Origin of the sequence: Kitasatospora sp. MAP12-44 (assembly GCF_029892095.1) — a bacterium.
Taxonomy (GTDB): Bacteria; Actinomycetota; Actinomycetes; order Streptomycetales; family Streptomycetaceae; genus Kitasatospora.
The window spans coordinates 2,354,424-2,370,844 of record NZ_JARZAE010000004.1 but is presented as its reverse complement, the minus strand read 5'-3'; the positions used below and the strand labels follow the sequence as shown (position 1 = coordinate 2,370,844).

The following is a 16,421-nucleotide window of genomic DNA, read 5'->3' as shown; positions in this document are numbered from 1 at the left end:
ACAAGTCGTCTCGATCCGTGGACGTCGCCTGCCCACCCCCCTGGTCCGGCGGTTAACCTGCGAACATGGCACTAGGTATCGCCTCCACCAGAACCGACCGGGCACTGACGGTCCGCGAGCTGCTGGCGGCCGGTAAGCGGTCGTTCTCCTTCGAGTTCATGCCCCCGCGCAGCGAAGCGGCGGAGCAGAAGCTCTGGGACGCCATCCGCCGACTCGAAGCGCTCAACCCGAACTTCGTCTGTATGACGTACGGCGCGGGCGGCTCCTCGCGCGGCCGCACGGTCAACCTGGTCGGCCGGATCGCCTCCGAGACCACGCTGACCCCCGTCGCGCATCTCACCGCCGTCGACCACTCGGTGGCGGAGCTGCGCAACATCATCGGCCACTACGCGGACGAGGGCGTCCGCAACGTCCTGGCGGTCCGCGGCGACCCGCCCGGCGACCCGATGGGCGAGTGGGTGCGCCACCCCGAGGGCGTCACCTACGCCTACGAGCTGGTCGAGCTGATCAAGGGCATCGGCGACTTCTGTGTGGGCGTGGCCGCCTTCCCGCTGATGCACCCGCGCTCGGCGAACTGGGACGACGACATCCGCCACTTCGTCGCCAAGGTGCGGGCCGGCGCGGACTACGCGATCACCCAGATGTTCTTCGAGGTCGAGGACTACCTGCGGCTGCGCGACAAGGTCGCCGCGGCCGGCTGCGACGTGCCGATCATCCCGGAGATCATGCCGGTCACCAACGCCAAGCAGCTGGAGCGCTTCCCGCAGCTGAGCGGCTCGGCCTTCCCGGCGGCGCTGGAGAGCCGGCTGCGCGCGGTGATCGACGATCCGCAGGCGCTGCGCGCGGTCGGCATCGAGCACGCCACGGCGATGTCCGAGCGGCTGCTCGCCGAAGGGGCGCCCGGTCTGCACTTCATCACCCTGAACGGCTCGCTGGCCACCCTGCAGATCTACCAGAACCTCGGCCTGCACCGGGCCTGACCCGCGCCCGCTCGCACACCTGGGCGGATGTGGGGCCCCGAACGCGGAAACGGTACAGTCGCGGCACGCGCGCGCCGTGCGCCGGGCTGTGGTGGAGGTCGCAGATGAGCATCGGATTGCTGGTGTTGTACGCGGCCCTCGCGGCGGTCGCCCTGTGGCTGATCGCCGAGCTGCTGCTGCAGAACCGGGCCCCGCTGCACTGGCGGGGTGTGGCGCTCGGCGGGTTCGTGCTGGTGGTGGCCGGGATGGCGATCCGGTCCGTGCCGCTGATCGGCGCGGGCGCGCTGGCGTTCGCGACCGGCCAGGTCTTTGTGACGCTCGCGGTCAAGAGCGGGAAGTCGAGGGCCTGGTCGCTGCGCTCGGCCGACGGCGCGCTGCCCGGGCCGCTGGCCAAGGTGCCGCTGCTGAGCGCGGCCACCAGCGGTGAGCCGACGGTGGCCGCGGTCGCTGCCGCCGTGCCGGTGGTGGGCGAGGTCGGGCCGATCGAGGACGCCGAGCACGAGCACGAGGCCGTGCCGGACCCGCTGGCCGGGGACGAGTACGGCGTCTACGAGCCCACGGCCGAGTACCAGCAGGAGCAGCCGCAGCAGCAGCAGCCCGAGCAGCACGGCTACCAGCCGTACGGCGACCAGCAGCAGTGGCAGCAGCAGCCCGTCCCCGGCTACGAGCAGGGCGGCTACCCGCAGCAGCAGAACTACGAGTACTACCAGCAGCAGCCGCAGCAGCCCTACCAGGACCCGTACTGGCAGCAGCAACAACAGCAACAGCAGCAGCCGTACGACCCCGCGCAGTACCAGCCGGAGTACGGCGTTCCGCAGCAGCCGCAGAGCTACGAGTACTACCAGCAGCCCGAGACCTGGCACCAGCAGCAGCAGTAGCAGTACCCGCCGTCGCAGCGGCCCCGCTCAGGCCGGGCCGATCAGGCCCGCCGTGATGCAGGCCGACATGCCCGCGCGGGCCAGCCCGCCGCCCGGGTGCGCGGCGCCGCCGATCAGGTAGCGCCCGGCCGTCGGCTCGGCGTTGGGCGTGCGCAGGAACGCGCCGTGCGCGCCCGCCAGGGCCGGGCGCGGGACGGCGCCGCCCGGGGCCGAGGTCTCCCGCTCGGTGTCCGCCGGGGTGCGCACGACCCGCCACAGCACCCGCTCGCGCAGGTCCGGAACGGCCGCCTCCAGGTGCCCGAGCAGCTGGTCGGCGTAGCGGTCCGCGACGCCCGGCGCGGTCCAGTCAAGCCGGGCCTGCGAGGGGACAGTGACGGTGAGGGTGACCGTCTCGTGGGCGTCGTCCGGGCGCAGCGACGCGTCGTCCGGGCGCAGCACCTGCACCGTTGGGCGGGCGCAGAGCCGGGCGGTGGCGCCGAAGAGCGCGTCCAACTCGTCGGCCCGGTCGGCGGCGTGCACCACCGTGCGGTGCGCCACCCCGGCGGGGCGCGCGCCGCGCAGCGCGAGCAGCACGGTGAAGCGGCCCGGCAGCGCCGGGTCGCCGGGGGCCGTGCGCAGCAGCAGGCCGTCCTCGGTCGGCGGCTGCTCGACCCGGGTGTCGAACCTGAACTCCACGCCCCGCTGCTCGCAGCGCCGGTAGAACGCCTCGGCCAGCGCCCGCATCCCGCCGCGGACGTACCAGACGCCGAAGCTCTGCTCCATGTACGGGATCACCGTGGCCCCGGCCGGGACGGTCCGCGGGTCGAAGCCGAAGCGCAGCGCGTACTCCTCCAGCAGCGCGGTCAGCGCCGGGTGGCCGCCGAGCTCGCGTGCGGCGACCTGCGCCAGCGTCGGCGCGCCGCCGCCGAGCAGCCGGCCGAGGCCGCGCCGGGGGGCCGCCGGGTACGGGTCGGTGGCCAGCGGCGTGGTGTCGGCGGGCAGCGGTTCCTCGAGCAGCGGGCGGCGGGTGGCCTCCCAGACCGCCCGGCCGCGGTTCGTCAGCTGGCCCCAGCGCTCGCCCGCCCCGGTGCCGAAGGCCGCGTCCAGCGCCTGCGCGACCCCGCCGCGCGAGGCGTTCGGCAGCGCGACGGTCGCGCCGTCGGCGAAGACGTGCCGGCTCTCCGGGGCCACCGGCGCCAGCTCGACCAGCTGCTCGAGCGGCTCCTTGCCGGTCTTCAGCGCGAGATCGCGGTAGACCGCCGGGAGGGTGAGCAGAGTGGGACCGGTGTCGAAGGCGAAGCCGTCCCGCCGGTACTGGCCCAGCATCCCGCCGTACGTCGGGGCCGCCTCGCAGACCGTCACCCGGTGTCCGATGGTGGCCAGCCGCGCCGCCGCCGCCAGCCCGCTGATCCCCGCTCCGATGATGACGATCCGTGCCATGCCTCAAGATCCTAGTGCGGCCGCCACACCGGCCCGGCGGCCGCGGCGCTCGCGGCGGTTGGCCAGGAAGCGGCGGATCCGGGCGAAGGCGAACCAGACCAGCAGCAGGCCCGCGACCAGCAGGACCGCCGCCACCGAGGCGGCCGCCCAGGGATGGAAGATCGCCAGCGTGACCAGGCCGGCCACCGCGAGGTCCTCCAGCAGGCTGATCACGATGTTGCTGAGCGGCTCGGGGGAGGTGTTGACCGCCATCCGCAGCGAGGCCTTCACCACATGACTGGCCAGCGCGACCCCGCCGCCGATCGCGCCCGCCGCCAGCTGGCCGAGCGAGCCCGGGTGCTGGCCGGCCAGCAGCGCGGCCACCACGGCGCCGGCGACCGGGCGGATCACGGTGTGCACGGCGTCCCAGACGCTGTCCACGTACGGGATCTTGTCGGCCACCGCGTCACAGATGGTGAGCACGATCGCGGCGATCAGCACATCCGTGCGCTCCAGCACGTGCGGCACCGACTCGGCCCCGCCGAAGCGGCCCAGCAGGCCGAGCAGCATCACCACGGCGTAGGCGTTGATGCCGCTGGCCCAGCCGCTGGTGAAAATCAGTGGTAGCACCGTCATGGATCTCTCCCCCGTCTCGCACAGTCGCCGGTCACCGTATCGCGACCGGCCCACCGCACCGGCCGGGCCCGTTGTCAGTGGGCCGGTTCAGCATGGAGGTGCGGATCGCCCGATCCGCGCCGCCTGCTCCGGACCGGGGGAGACCATGACCGTCACCGACCTCCCGAACGAGATCCCCAACCAGACGCCCCACCAGCCGCCACATCAGCCGTCCGACCAGCCGTCCGACCAGATCCCGCTGCGCTCCGTCGACGTCCATCCGGTGCTGCTCAGGGCCGGAGCACCACCCGCCGCCCGCGAGCTGCTGGTGCAGGCCCACCGCACCCTGGTCCTGGCCGCCGGCCTCGAGGATCCGCTGGAGAGGTACGCCACCGCGCATCTCGCCGCGCTGCGCACCACGGCCGCCGTGCTCGCGGTGCGTGGCCGCCCGGAGACGAATCCGCGCCGCCGCAAGGCGATCCGCAGCGCGTGGGAGGTGCTGCCCGAGATAGCTCCCGAGCTCGCCGAGTGGGCGGTCTACTTCGCGGCCGGGGCCCGAAAACGCGCCGCGGCGGAGGCGGGCCTGCAGGGCTCCGCCACCGCCCGCGACGCGGACGACCTGGTCCGCAACACCGCGGTCTTTCTGCGCCTGGTCGAACGCGTGCTGCGGCTGAGCGGCCCGCCCCTCTGAGACCGACCGGCACATGGTGGGCGGCGTCGCGACGCCCGGACTCTCGCCTGGACGGCTTCTCCTCAGTCGCCAATGCTCCGCAGTGGCTCCCTCGTCGGCACCGCCCAGACTCGGCCCGGACGCCGCTCCTTCCTCCACCCACCATGTGCCGGTCGGTCTAAGGTGGAGCCAGCCCGCTCTCACCAGCCCGCTCTCACCGCCTTCCGAGGAGACCTCCTTGTACCCGACGCGTCCCCGCAGCGCCCTGCGTACCGCCGTGGTCTGGGAGGTGGTCAGGACGGCGCTGGAGCGCCGCGCGGCCGAGCTGGACCAGCCGGTGCTGGACGTCCTGGACACCGGGGGCGGCACTGGCAACTTCGCCGTGCCGGTGGCTCGGCTCGGCCACCGCGTCACCGTGGTCGACCCGAGCCCCGACGCGCTCTTCGCCCTGGAGCGCCGCGCCGCCGAGGCGGGCGTCACCGATCTGGTCCGCGCCGTCCAGGGGGACACCCAGACGCTGCCCGAGCTGATCGCCCCCGCCTCGGTGGACGCGGTGCTCTGCCACGGCGTGCTGGAGATGGTGGACGACCCGGCCGACGCGCTCGCCAGCCTGACCGGGACGCTGCACAAGGGCGGCCTGGTCAGCCTGCTGGCCGCCAACCGCAACGGCGCGGTGCTGGCCCGCGCGCTGTCCGGCCACTTCGACGAGGCCCGCGCCGTGCTGTCCGCCGCGGACGGCCGCTGGGGCCCCGGCGACCCGATGCCGCGCCGCTTCAGCGCCGACGAGCTGGACTCGCTGGCCACCGACGCCGGCCTGCTGGTGCAGTCGGTGCACGGCGTGCGGGTCTTCGCCGACCTGGTCCCCGGCGTGCTGGTGGACACCGAGCCGGGCGCCCTGGAGGCGCTGCTCAAGCTGGAGGAGACCGCCTCCCAGCAGCCCGCTTTCCACGCCGTCGCCACCCAGCTGCATGTGCTCGCCGCTCTGAGCTAGGACCGACCGGCAATTGGTGGGCGGCGTCGCGGCGCCCGGACTCTCGCCTGGACGGCTTCTCCTCAGTCGCCGATGCTCCGCATGGACTCCTTCGTCGGCACCGCCCAGACTCGGCCCGGGCACCGCTCCTTCCTCCGCCCACCAATTGCCGGTCGGTCTAGTCGGGCACTCCCAGCCACCGTGGTCCGTTGGCACCGTGCGGGGCTCTCGCCGATGTGTCGGACACGACGGATCGGCGCCCGCCCCCATGGGCACCCTTGGACCGTATGATCTGGGTAAAGCCAGAACGCATGACGGCCAGGCGCATGGGGCATATGGACCACAACGAAGCCAGGTGGCGGACCGGTCGCCCCCGCGACCGACGAGTAGGAGGACTCCGTGCCGCTCTCGGAGCACGAGCAGCGACTGCTCGACCAGATGGAGCGAGCGCTGTACGCCGAAGATCCCAAGTTCGCGACAGCGCTTGAGGGAACCGGGCTGCGCATGTACACCCGTCGGCGGGTGTACCAGGCCGCCGCCGGGTTCGTCGTGGGTGTCGCTCTCCTGATGGGGGGCATGGTCGCTCAGCTCATCTGGGTGAGCGTCGTCGGCTTCCTCGTCATGCTGGGCTGCGCGGTGCTCGCCGTCACCGGGTGGCGGCGCCATCCGGCGGCCGCCCAGGGGGGCGGGCCACGCACCGCGCCGCCGGCCCGCCGCAAGGCAGGCGTGATGGACCGGATGGAACAGCGCTGGCAGCGCCGCCGGGACGAACACGACGGCATGTAGCGCTCCTACGAACCACAGCGAGAAGCGCGGTGGGCGGGCAGTCCGAGGACTGCCCGCCCACCGCGCTTCTGCGTGCTACTCGCCGTCCGCCGGCTTCGCCGAGCGCCGTACCGGGCGCAGGCGCGCCGCCAGCCGCCCGCGTGCCGCAGCGGCCCGGGCCAGCACGGCCCGCCCGCGCAGCCGTGCGGCCAGCAGCCGGTCACCGGCCCGCCAGACCAGCCGCGCCGCCGAGGGCGGCAGCAGCAGCGCGCGCACCCGGCGCCCGCGTCCGGCCGCGGAGCGCAGGCTCTCCCGCACGGTGCGGACGTCCGGACCGAGCGGGGCCGGCTGCCCGACCTCACGGGCGTACAGCACCCGCTCGGCGGCCAGCGCCACCCGCCCGACGGCGGCCTGCGCCTTCTCGTCCAGCGAGCCCTGCTCGGTGAGCCGGCGCATGGTGTGCCGCGGGCTGCGGGCGTCGTCCGGCGGGATGCCGAGGTCCCAGGCCGAGTCGATCAGCTCGCTCCAGGCGGCCAGCACCTGCTCGCGGGTCAGCGCGGCGGAGTCGGCGCCGGCCCGGCGGCGTCCGCCGCGACCCAGCCGGCGCCGACGCAGCCGGGCCCGCCAGACCATCGGTGACAGCAGCAGGAGCAGCACCAGGGCCGCGCCCGCCAGCAGCGCCAGCAGCTGCGGGGAGGCCGCCGAGGAGCTCTGCGTGGTGGCCACCGCAGTCGGCGCCTTGCTCTCGGGGCACTGCCCGAGCTTGCGCAGCTGGGCCGGGCAGCCGGCCTGCGCCGAGGGCACGCTGGTCGGCGCCGAGTGCGCGCTGGCGCTGGGCTGGTCGGCGGTCGGGGACATCGTGGGAGCGGGCTGGTCGGAGGTGTACGCCGGCGCCGAGCCGCGGCTCGGGGTCGGCTCGAAGCGCAGCCAGCCCGCGCCCTGGAAGTACAGCTCCGGCCACGCGTGGTAGTCCTTGCTGCCGACCACGTAGGTGCCGCCGCCCTGGTCGGCGCCGGGCGCGAAGCCGACCGCGACCCGGGCTGGGATGCCCAGGGTGCGCGCCATCGCCGCCATGGTGGCGGCGAAGTGCACGCAGAAGCCCTTCTTGTCCTGGAGGAACTTCGCGATGGCGTCCGGACCGGTGCCGGGGTCGATCGAGGAGCTGTAGACGAAGCCGCCGGACTGGGCGAACCAGTCCTGCAGCGCCACCGCCTTGTCGTACGCGGTGGGCCGGCCCTGGGTGACCTGCAGCGCGGTCTGCTTGACCACGGGCGGCAGGTTGTCGGGCAGCCCCAGGTCGGTGGCCATGATCGCGGCCGGCGGCGCTGCGGCGGCGCGCAGCTCGTCCGCGGTGGGCTTGAGGTCCAGCGAGGTGACCGTGTAGCTGAGCCCGCCGGCGTGCTGGCCGCGGTCGCCGATCAGCGAGCGGGTCTGCGGCTCGTAGCGCCAGTCGCCGGACACCGTGGACTTCATCATCGGGTACGGCGCCGGCAGCCACTCGCTGCCCAGCTTCGGGGAGATGGCGATCTGGGTGTCCATCGACCCGGTGCTCACCAGGCCGCCCAGCCCCTCCGGGGTGGGCAGCTCGGAGGGCACGGCCTGGGCCGGCTGCTCGCCGGGCTTCCACTCCACACCGGTGAAGTCGTCCAGCGCGGTGATCCGCAGATAGGCGGTGGCCAGGTCGGGGCTGCTGCCGCGGTAGGTGATCAGCGGCTGGTTGTCCGGCTGGCGCAGCCCGTCGGTCAGTGAGACCACCGGGTTCAGCGCGTTGATGTTGCCGCCGCGCCCGCCCGAGCCACTGGCGTCGACGCCGCCGCCGACCAGGCTGAGATCCCAGTTGGGGGCGAGGAAGGGCAGCAGCAGGGCGACCACCAGGGCCACCAGACCGATCTGGTGGCCGCCGGTGCTGAGCGCGGTGCCGTTGCGCTCGGGACCGCTGCCGGCGCCGCGGAAGACCCGGCCCCAGCGGGAGAGCCGGTCGCGGCCCTCCGCGAAGAGCAGCATCAGGTAGCCGCCGGCCGAGAGCATGAACCAGAGCACCGGCGAGCCGGAGTCACCGGCCAGGCCGGTGCCGACCGAGTAGAGCGCCAGCAGCGGCAGCCCGGCCAGCGCGGCCCGCCGGTAGGTGACCGCCAGCGCGTCCACCACGACGGCGATCAGCGCCACCGAGGCGGTCAGCAGCAGGCTCAGGCCGGTGGAGGCGGGCGCCGGGATCGAGTACGCCTGGATCTCGGTGCCCGCCGAGCCGAGCAGGTCGCCGATCGTCCGGACGGTGTCCGGCATCGGGATCACGCCCAGCAGCATGTGGTCGGAGATGCTGAGCACCATCGCCAGCCACAGGGCCAGCAGCAGCTGTCCGACGATCACCATCGGGCGGGCCGCGCCGAGCCGGCGCAGGCCCGCTCCGGCCAGCGCGTTGACCAGGACCAGGAGGAGGGCGACCAGCAGCCAGCCGGCCGGGGTGACCAGCGGGCTCAGGCAGAGCGTGGACATCGCGGTGGCCAGCGCCGCGTAGACCGTCAACCGTGCGCGGGTGGTCATGCGCTCGCCTCCTTCCGGGCCGGGCCGCTGTCGGCCGCGGCAGGCGCGGCATGGCGGTCGGCCTGCCGCCAGATGTCGGGTAGCGAGTCGCCGGCCCGTACCGGCAGGACGGTCCAGCCGGCCTGGCGCAGCAGGCGCAGCGCCCGGTCGGTCTCGCTGTCGGCGCCGTCGGGGAAGGCCGCCCGCAGACCGGTCCAGCTGCCGGTGTCCAGGACGAAGGCGACGGCCGCGCCGGCCCGGCGGCGCAGTCGGCCGAGGCCGGCCAGCTGCTCCTCGTCGAGCGAGCCGAGGATCGCGACCAGCAGTCCTTCGCCGCCCAGTCGCAGCACCTCCTCGGCGGGGGCCAGGCCGCCGCCCTCGGAGTGCTCGAGCACCGCCAGGGAGTCCAGCAGCAGGCCGATCGACTCCGAGACCGAGCCGGCGCCGACCATGCCGCTGTTCGACAGCGCGGCGCCGGTGTCGGCGAGCAGCCGGGTCTGGTAGCCGCGCTCCAGCAGGTGGGTGCCGACCGAGGCCGCGCAGCTGACCGCCCACTCGAAGGAGGAGGCGGGGCCGTTGCCCCGGTGCCCGATCTCGCGGGTGTCCAGCAGGACGGTCGCCCGGGCGCGCAGCGGCTGCTCCTCGCGGCGGACCATCAGCTCGCCGTACTTGGCGGTCGACTTCCAGTGCACCCGGCGCAGGTCGTCGCCGTGCCGGTACTCGCGTGGCACCGTGTCGTCGTCGCCGGCCAGTGCGACCGCCCGGGACATGCTGTCCCCGTAGCCCGCCCACTCGCCGGCCAGCCGGATCTCGGGCAGCTTCTGCACGCGCGGGACGACCGTGAGCACATCCGCCGCGTTGAACGCCCGGGTCAGCTCGCACATCCCGAACGGGTCGGTGAGCCGCAGCTGCAGCGGGCCCAGCGGGTAGCGCCCGCGCAGGTCGGAGCGGACCCGGTAGGAGACCTCGCGAAAGCCGCTCGGCTCGACCCGGTCCAGCACGAAGCGCGGTCGCGGCCCCAGCACGTACGGGACCTTGTCCTCCAGCATCAGCAGCCCGGTGGGTACCCGGGAGATGTTGTCCACCCGCAGGTGCACCCGGGCCTCCTGGCCGGCCTGCGCGCGCTGCGGGGTGAGCCGGCGTCCGCTGGCCACCCGGTAGCGGGTGCGCACCAGCAGCACCGCGGCCGCCAGCGGCAGCGCCGCCAGCAGCACACCGACCCGCAGCAGCGCGCTTTGACCCAGCAGGTACGAGCAGAGCACCGCCGTCCCGCCGGCGGCGAGGAAGGAGCGGCCCCGGGTGGTCAGGCCGCGCAGGCCCGCCCGGACGCCGGACGGGTCGTCCTGTGACGCCACCTCAGATCCTCCGCGCCGGGCCCTGGGGGTGCGGGATCGGCAGGCGGTGCACCAGGTCCCGGACGATCTGCTCGGCGCTGCGGCGGCTCAACTGGGCCTCCGCGGTGGGCAGCAGGCGGTGTGCCAGGACCGGCACCGCGAGCGCCTGGATGTCGTCCGGCAGGACGTACTCGCGGCCGTCCAGCGCGGCGGCCGCGCGGGCGGCCCGGATCAGGTGCAGGGTGGCGCGCGGCGAGGCGCCCAGCCGCAGTTCGGGGGAGGTGCGGGTGGCGGTGACCAGGTCGACGGTGTAGCGCCGGACGCTGTCCGCGACGTGCACGGTGCGCACCACCTCGATCAGCTTGAGGATGTCCGCGGCGTGCGCCACCGGCTGCAGGTCGTCCAGCGGGGACGCGCCGCCGTGCGAGTCGAGCATCGCCAGCTCGGCCTCGGGACTCGGGTAGCCGATCGAGATCCGGGCCATGAAGCGGTCCCGCTGGGCCTCGGGGAGCGGGTAGGTGCCCTCCATCTCCACCGGGTTCTGGGTGGCCACCACCATGAACGGCGAGGGCAGCTCGTAGGTGGTGGCGTCGATGGTCACTTGGCGCTCGGCCATCGACTCCAGCAGCGCCGACTGGGTCTTGGGGGAGGCCCGGTTGATCTCGTCGCCGATCACGATCTGCGCGAAGATCGCACCGGGGCGGAACTCGAAGTCCATCCGCTGCTGGTCGAAGACGCTGGTGCCGGTGACGTCCGAGGGGAGCAGGTCGGGGGTGAACTGGATCCGGCGCACCGTGCAGTCCACCGACCTCGCCAGCGCCTTGGCCAGCATGGTCTTGCCGACCCCGGGGACGTCCTCCAGGAGCAGGTGGCCCTCGGCCAGCATCACGGTCAGCGCCAGCCGGACGGCCTCGGGCTTGCCCTCGATGACGCTCTCGACCGAGGCGCGGACCCGGTCGATCACCGCGTTCAGCTCCGGCAGCCCCGGGGCCGCCGATCTCGCCGGGAAGGCCCCAGGTGCCGACCGCGGACCGGACCCCCGCCCGTCGAGACCGGTCTCATCGTTGTAGGTCGTCACCCGTGTGCTCCTCGCCCCACTCACGCCGGTCCTGCTGTTCGGGTCCGGCCCCACCCCTAGGACGCGTCCGGCCACCGTTTCGGTTTAGTGGGACCGATCTCGGCGGCGGGCTCGCGGTCAGACCGCCCCAGGTGGTGCGGGGATCAGGCCTGCAGGCGCATTCTTCCCTGCCCAGTGGCCAGAAGTCACCCACCCCCCTGCCGACGGCTCGGCAGGGGGGTGGCAGGGCGGGGGCGCAGGGGCGGCGGCCCAGGGTCAGTGGATCTCGCGCAGCAGCCCGGTGTGCACGTCGAAAACGAAGCCGCGGACGTCGTCGGTGTGCAGCAGGAACGGCGAGGTGCGCACCCGCTGCATGGACTGGCGGACGTCCCCGTCCAGGTCGACGAAGGACTCGACCGCCCACTGCGGGCGCTGGCCGACCTCCAGTTCCAGCTCGTGCCGGAAGTCCTCGGTCAGCCCGAGCAGGCCGCAGCCGGTGTGGTGGATCAGGGCGATCGACCGGGTGCCCAGGGCGCGCTGGCTGATGGTGAGCGAGCGGATGGTGTCATCGGTGACCACGCCGCCGGCGTTGCGGATGATGTGGGCGTCGCCGAGTTCCAGGCCGAGCGCGGCGAAGAGGTCGAGGCGGGCGTCCATGCAGGCCACCACGGTCACCTTCTGCACCGGACGGGCGTCCATGCCGCCGTCGCGGAAGGTGACGGCGTACGTGCGGTTGGCGCCGATGAAACGGTCGATGATCGTCTCGGCGTCCGGGGTGCTGGAGGTGGCCCGGGCAGGGGCACCGTCAGGCGCCGGCCGGTCAGGGGTCACTGTCATGGTGACGACGTTAGTAGGATTTTCCCGCCTCTGGTGAGACCTGGGCCGGGTTGAGGGGCCGGTGTGATGGAGCACATAGGGGGCTTGCGGCGCCGCGCAGATTCCGCCGCCCGGTGCTCAGCCGCTCGCCGATCCGGCACGCCCGTCCGCGTGAACCGGCTCTGGCCTGCGACGATTCATTCGGCCGCGCGGGTGGCAGAGCGCCCGGGGCGATTGACTGGGCAGGGCCGCGCGGTAGGCTGGCCGCGCAGTGGAGCACACGGCTCACGCTTCGTCAACTGCACGCCGGGGGCGTCTGGGAGCAGAAACCACGGCGAGCATTGACCACGGCGCACCCCGACGACCGTACGCAGCCCGCGGCCTCCCCCCGCTCGGTGCCTCCTGGCGCACCTTCCCCGGTGCCGGGCGGTCACAGCCTTCCCCCAGCGAGCGGGTGGGGACCACGGGCGGCGTGCGCCCCGCTGGCCGAGGCTCCGCCTCCAGTGGTCCAAAATGGTCGGATCACAGCTCCCCGGCGCCGTACGCGACTCTCGGGCGGCTCCGCACCGAGGAAAGGCGCCACCGCGCATGGCCATGGGCAGTCCGGATCCCAAGCACGTCCCGGTGATGTTGCAACGCTGCATGGACGCCCTCGCCCCGGCGATCAGCGGACCCGGCGCGGTGGTGGTGGACGCGACGCTCGGTCTGGGCGGCCACAGCGAGGCGCTGCTGACCCAGTTCCCCGAGGCCCGGCTGATCGCGGTGGACCGCGACCCGGCCGCGCTCAAGCTCTCCGCCGAGCGCCTGGCGCCGTTCGGCGAGCGAGCCACCCTGGTGCACGCGGTCTACGACGAGATCCCCGAGGTGCTCGACGACCTCGGCATCCCCGAGGTGCAGGGCATCCTCTTCGACCTCGGCGTCTCCTCCATGCAGCTGGACGAGGCCGAGCGCGGTTTCGCCTACGCCCAGGACGCGCCGCTGGACATGCGGATGGACCAGACCCGCGGCCTGAGCGCCGCCGAGGTGCTCAACACCTACAGCCACGGCGACCTCGCCCGGATCCTCAAGGTCTACGGCGAGGAGCGCTTCGCCGGCAAGATCGCCTCTGTCATCCTGCGCGAGCGCGCCAAGGAACCGTTCACCAACAGCGCGCGTCTGGTGGAGTTGGTGCGCAACGCCATCCCGGCGGCCACCCGGCGCACCGGCGGCAACCCGGCCAAGCGGACCTTCCAGGCGCTGCGGATCGAGGTCAACGGCGAGCTGGAGGTGCTGGACCGGGCCATCCCGGGCGCGCTGGGCGCGCTCGCGGTGGGCGGCCGGATCGCGGTGATGTCGTACCAGTCGCTGGAGGACCGCCTGGTGAAGCAGTACTTCGCGGCGGCCGCCGCCAACACCGCCCCGCCCGGGCTGCCGGTCATCCCCGAGGAGCACCAGCCCTGGCTGAAGCTGCTCACCCGCGGGGCCGAACTCGCCACCGAGCAGGAGATCGAGGAGAACCGGCGCGCCGCTCCCGTACGGCTGCGGGTGGCGGAGAGGATCAGGCCGACCCCGGCGAACGCGGGGGGCACGAGCCGTCGGGGCTGATCCGGACGGGGGGCGAGGAGTGTCGAGGACGAGGGAGAGCGCAGTGCCGGTGCCGGCCGCCAGCGATGGCATCCAGAAGGGCAGGCTGCTGCCCGGGCAGCTGGGCCGGGCCCGGATCACCGTGCGGCCGGGGCGCCCCAAGGGCGGCGGCCGGGGGCGGGCGCCGTTCGCGATCCTGGTGGTGCTGCTGCTCTCGCTCGGCCTGCTCGGCCTGCTGGCGCTCAACACCGCGCTGAACGAGGGTTCGTTCGAGCTGACGAAGCTGCAGAAGCAGACCACCCAGCTGACCGACCAGCAGCAGATGCTGCAGCAGCAGATCGGCCAGAACTCGGCGCCGGACGCACTGGAGCGCAACGCCCGCCAGCTGGGCATGGTCCCCGGCGGCGACCCGGCCTTCCTGCAGGACGACGGCAAGGTGCTCGGCTCGCCCGGCCAGGCCGCGGACAGCCCGCCGGTCAAGCGCACCGGGGCCGACCTGTGGCCGCCGACCGCCCAGCCCGCGCAGAGCGCCGCGGCCCCGCCGGCCGCCGCCCCGCCGGTGCCCGATCCCGCTTCGACCGGCCCCGCCTCCACCGGCGAGGGCAGCCTGCGGGTGGACCCGGTCTCCCCGTCGCCCACCCCGTCCGCGAGCGCAGGAGCAGCGCGATGACCACGCCCCGCCGCCCCCGCGACCCCGGCGAGCGTCCGCGCCGCCCGGCCGCCGCCCAGCAGCGCCCCGAGGGCGCCCGCGCTCCACAGCGCCCCGCCGCCAAGCCCCGCCCCGGCGAGCGCCCGCGCCGCCCGGCTGCCGCGGGGGGCGCCCGCCCGCCGGCCCGTCCAGGGGCCCAGCGGCCCGGGGCCAAGCGCCCGCCGGTCCGTCCGCAGCCCCGCCCGCTGAAGCTGGCGGACCCCAAGCGCCGGCTGCGCTCGGTCTTCATCGTGCTGGCCGTGGTCTTCTCGGTCTTCGCCGGCCGGCTGGTGCAGATCCAGCTCTTCGACTCCGACGCGCTGGCCGCCGACGCGGGCGCCTACCGCTACGTCGACGTCCCGCTGCGTGCCGAGCGCGGCTCGATAACGTCCTCCGACGGCGTCGCGCTGGCCAGCACCGTGGACGCGTACGACATCAACGCGGACCCGACGATGTTCACCGCCGACGCGCTGCACATCACCGACGGCCCCGAGCAGGCCGCCGCCCTGCTGGCGCCGATCCTGAACGTGCCCAAGGACAAGCTGGCCGCCAAGCTGCGCACGCCCAAGAGCCGCAACGTGGCGCTGGCGCTGCGGCAGACCCCGCAGACCCGCAACCAGGTCATGGACCTGCGCACGGCGCTCACCAAGAAGACCGACACCAAGGTCTGCCGGGCCGAGAAGGCCCTGCTGGCCAAGCCCGCCGACCAGGGCGGCCGCACCACCGTGGACGACGACTGCGTCAACCCGCTGGGCGGCATCGTGCCCGCCCCGACCGCCGCGCGGGTCTACCCGGCCGACGGCCTGGCCTCCAACCTGGTCGGCTTCGTCAACGGCGCCGGGGTCGGCGCGGGCGGCCTGGAGCTGCAGTACCAGAAGCAGCTGGCCGGCCAGGACGGCCACCGCACCTCGGCGGTCTCCAACGGCCAGCCGATCCCCACCGGGGGCGGCAGCCAGGTGGACGCCGTCCCGGGCAGCGACATCCGGCTGACCATCAACCGGGACATCCAGTGGGAGGCCCAGCGCGCCATCACCGACCAGGTCACCACGGCCGGGGCGGAGAAGGGCTATGTGATCGTCCAGGACGTGAAGACCGGTCAGATCCTCGCGATGGCGACCTCGCCCGGCTTCAACCCCAACGACCTCAACAGCGCCAAGCCCGACCAGCTCGGCAACCCGGCCCTGCAGGACGCCTATGAGCCCGGCAGCACGGCCAAGCTGATGACCATGGCGGCCGTCCTGGACACCGGCGCGGCCACCTGGGACACCCATGTGACCGTCCCGGGCACGCTGACCCGGGCCGACCAGGTCTTCCACGACGACGTCGACCACGACACCTGGTACCTGACGCTGAACGGCGTGCTGGCGAAGTCCTCCAACATCGGGACCATCGAGGCCGCCGGCAACCTGGGCAAGACCCAGCAGCAGGCGAACCAGGTGCTCGGCGGCTACCTGCAGAAGTTCGGCATCGGGCAGCCCAGCGGCCTCGGCTTCCCCGGCGAGACCCGCGGCATCCTGGCCGACCCGGCGAGCTGGCACGGCACCCAGCAGTTCACCATCCCGTTCGGCCAGGGCCTGTCGGTCAACGCGCTGCAGGCCACCTCGGTCTACTCCACGATCGCCAACGGCGGCGTCCGGGTGGCGCCCAGCCTGATCGAGGGCACCACCGGACCGGACGGCCGCTACACGCCCGCCCCGGCCGGCGCCGAGACCAGGGTGGTCAGCGAGCAGACCGCCAAGACGCTCGGCCAGATGCTGGAGTCCGTGGTCTCCGACGACCAGGGCACCGGCAACACCGCGCAGATCCCCGGCTACCGGGTGGCCGGCAAGACCGGCACCGCCAACCGGGTGGACCCGACCACCGGCAAGTACTCCGGCTACACCGCCTCCTTCATCGGCTTCGCCCCGGCCGACAAGCCCGAGATCACGGTGTCCTGCGTCATCCAGAACCCGGTCAACGGCCACTTCGGCGGCCCGCTCTGCGGCCCGGTGTTCAAGCAGGTGATGGAGTTCGCGCTGAAGACCCTCCAGGTGCCGCCCAGCGGCAGCCAGGCCCCCAACCTGCCCGTCGACTGGAAGCCCTGACCATGAGCCCGCACCCCGCCGTCCCTGTGAACCCCCTCACACCGAAGGGTGCCGCAGCCGTGCGGGCCCAGGGGAGTGCGGAG

14 protein-coding genes are annotated in these 16,421 nt (G+C 73.9%); 8 read left to right on the top strand and 6 right to left on the bottom strand.

What is annotated here, in order from left to right:
• Nucleotides 1-65 precede the first annotated feature (65 nt).
• Nucleotides 66-980, top strand: a complete 915-nt coding sequence (gene metF, locus P3T34_RS11150; RefSeq protein WP_280665871.1) for a methylenetetrahydrofolate reductase [NAD(P)H] — start codon at nucleotides 66-68, stop codon at nucleotides 978-980.
• A 104-nt stretch (nucleotides 981-1,084) separates the two neighbouring features.
• On the top strand, nucleotides 1,085-1,858 hold the full coding sequence (locus tag P3T34_RS11145; RefSeq protein ID WP_280665870.1) for a hypothetical protein: 774 nt from the start codon (nucleotides 1,085-1,087) through the stop codon (nucleotides 1,856-1,858).
• Between the two features lie 27 nt (nucleotides 1,859-1,885).
• On the opposite strand, the gene P3T34_RS11140 is transcribed toward P3T34_RS11145, so the two are convergent.
• Both P3T34_RS11140 and P3T34_RS11135 read right to left on the bottom strand, forming a co-directional pair.
• Entirely contained in the window at nucleotides 1,886-3,277 is a 1,392-nt protein-coding gene (locus P3T34_RS11140) for an NAD(P)/FAD-dependent oxidoreductase (protein ID WP_280665869.1), read from the bottom strand.
• A gap of 3 nt (nucleotides 3,278-3,280) precedes the next feature.
• Nucleotides 3,281-3,892, bottom strand: a complete 612-nt coding sequence (locus P3T34_RS11135; RefSeq protein WP_280665868.1) for a DUF4126 domain-containing protein — start codon at nucleotides 3,890-3,892, stop codon at nucleotides 3,281-3,283.
• Nucleotides 3,893-4,037: 145 nt separating this feature from the next.
• Here P3T34_RS11135 and P3T34_RS11130 point away from each other — a divergent pair, with 145 nt between their 5' ends.
• From P3T34_RS11130 to P3T34_RS11120, 3 genes are all read left to right on the top strand, one after another.
• Nucleotides 4,038-4,562, top strand: a complete 525-nt coding sequence (locus tag P3T34_RS11130; protein ID WP_280665867.1) for an SAV_6107 family HEPN domain-containing protein — start codon at nucleotides 4,038-4,040, stop codon at nucleotides 4,560-4,562.
• 217 nt (nucleotides 4,563-4,779) lie between these two features.
• Nucleotides 4,780-5,532 (top strand): methyltransferase domain-containing protein, encoded by a 753-nt coding sequence (locus P3T34_RS11125; RefSeq protein ID WP_280665866.1) that lies wholly within the window; start codon nucleotides 4,780-4,782, stop codon nucleotides 5,530-5,532.
• A 378-nt stretch (nucleotides 5,533-5,910) separates the two neighbouring features.
• The gene (locus P3T34_RS11120; RefSeq protein WP_280665865.1) at nucleotides 5,911-6,297 is read left to right on the top strand and encodes a DUF3040 domain-containing protein; all 387 of its coding nucleotides are present in this window, start codon (nucleotides 5,911-5,913) and stop codon (nucleotides 6,295-6,297) included.
• A gap of 75 nt (nucleotides 6,298-6,372) precedes the next feature.
• On the opposite strand, the gene P3T34_RS11115 is transcribed toward P3T34_RS11120, so the two are convergent.
• The 4 genes from P3T34_RS11115 to P3T34_RS11100 all read right to left on the bottom strand — a co-directional run bounded on the left by P3T34_RS11115 (nucleotide 6,373) and on the right by P3T34_RS11100 (nucleotide 12,024).
• Complete coding sequence (locus tag P3T34_RS11115; RefSeq protein WP_280665864.1) at nucleotides 6,373-8,817, bottom strand: DUF3488 and transglutaminase-like domain-containing protein; 2,445 nt, start codon at nucleotides 8,815-8,817, stop codon at nucleotides 6,373-6,375.
• Entirely contained in the window at nucleotides 8,814-10,151 is a 1,338-nt protein-coding gene (locus tag P3T34_RS11110) for a DUF58 domain-containing protein (RefSeq protein WP_280665863.1), read from the bottom strand. The genes P3T34_RS11115 and P3T34_RS11110 overlap by 4 nt, the downstream gene beginning before the upstream one ends.
• 1 nt (nucleotide 10,152) lies before the next feature.
• A complete protein-coding gene (locus P3T34_RS11105; RefSeq protein WP_280671971.1) occupies nucleotides 10,153-11,112 on the bottom strand; it encodes a MoxR family ATPase in 960 nt (319 codons plus the stop codon).
• A 351-nt stretch (nucleotides 11,113-11,463) separates the two neighbouring features.
• Complete coding sequence (locus P3T34_RS11100) at nucleotides 11,464-12,024, bottom strand: carbonic anhydrase (protein WP_280665862.1); 561 nt, start codon at nucleotides 12,022-12,024, stop codon at nucleotides 11,464-11,466.
• Nucleotides 12,025-12,591: 567 nt separating this feature from the next.
• On the opposite strand from P3T34_RS11100, the gene rsmH reads away from it, so the two are divergent.
• From rsmH to P3T34_RS11085, 3 genes are read left to right on the top strand one after another with little or no spacing between them, the layout of a single operon-like run.
• Entirely contained in the window at nucleotides 12,592-13,587 is a 996-nt protein-coding gene (gene rsmH, locus P3T34_RS11095) for a 16S rRNA (cytosine(1402)-N(4))-methyltransferase RsmH (RefSeq protein WP_280665861.1), read from the top strand.
• 43 nt (nucleotides 13,588-13,630) lie between these two features.
• Entirely contained in the window at nucleotides 13,631-14,236 is a 606-nt protein-coding gene (locus P3T34_RS11090) for a cell division protein FtsL (RefSeq protein ID WP_280665860.1), read from the top strand.
• Nucleotides 14,233-16,338, top strand: coding sequence for a penicillin-binding protein 2 (locus P3T34_RS11085; protein WP_280665859.1), 2,106 nt, complete (start codon nucleotides 14,233-14,235; stop codon nucleotides 16,336-16,338). The genes P3T34_RS11090 and P3T34_RS11085 overlap by 4 nt, the downstream gene beginning before the upstream one ends.
• Nucleotides 16,339-16,421: the final 83 nt, after the last annotated feature.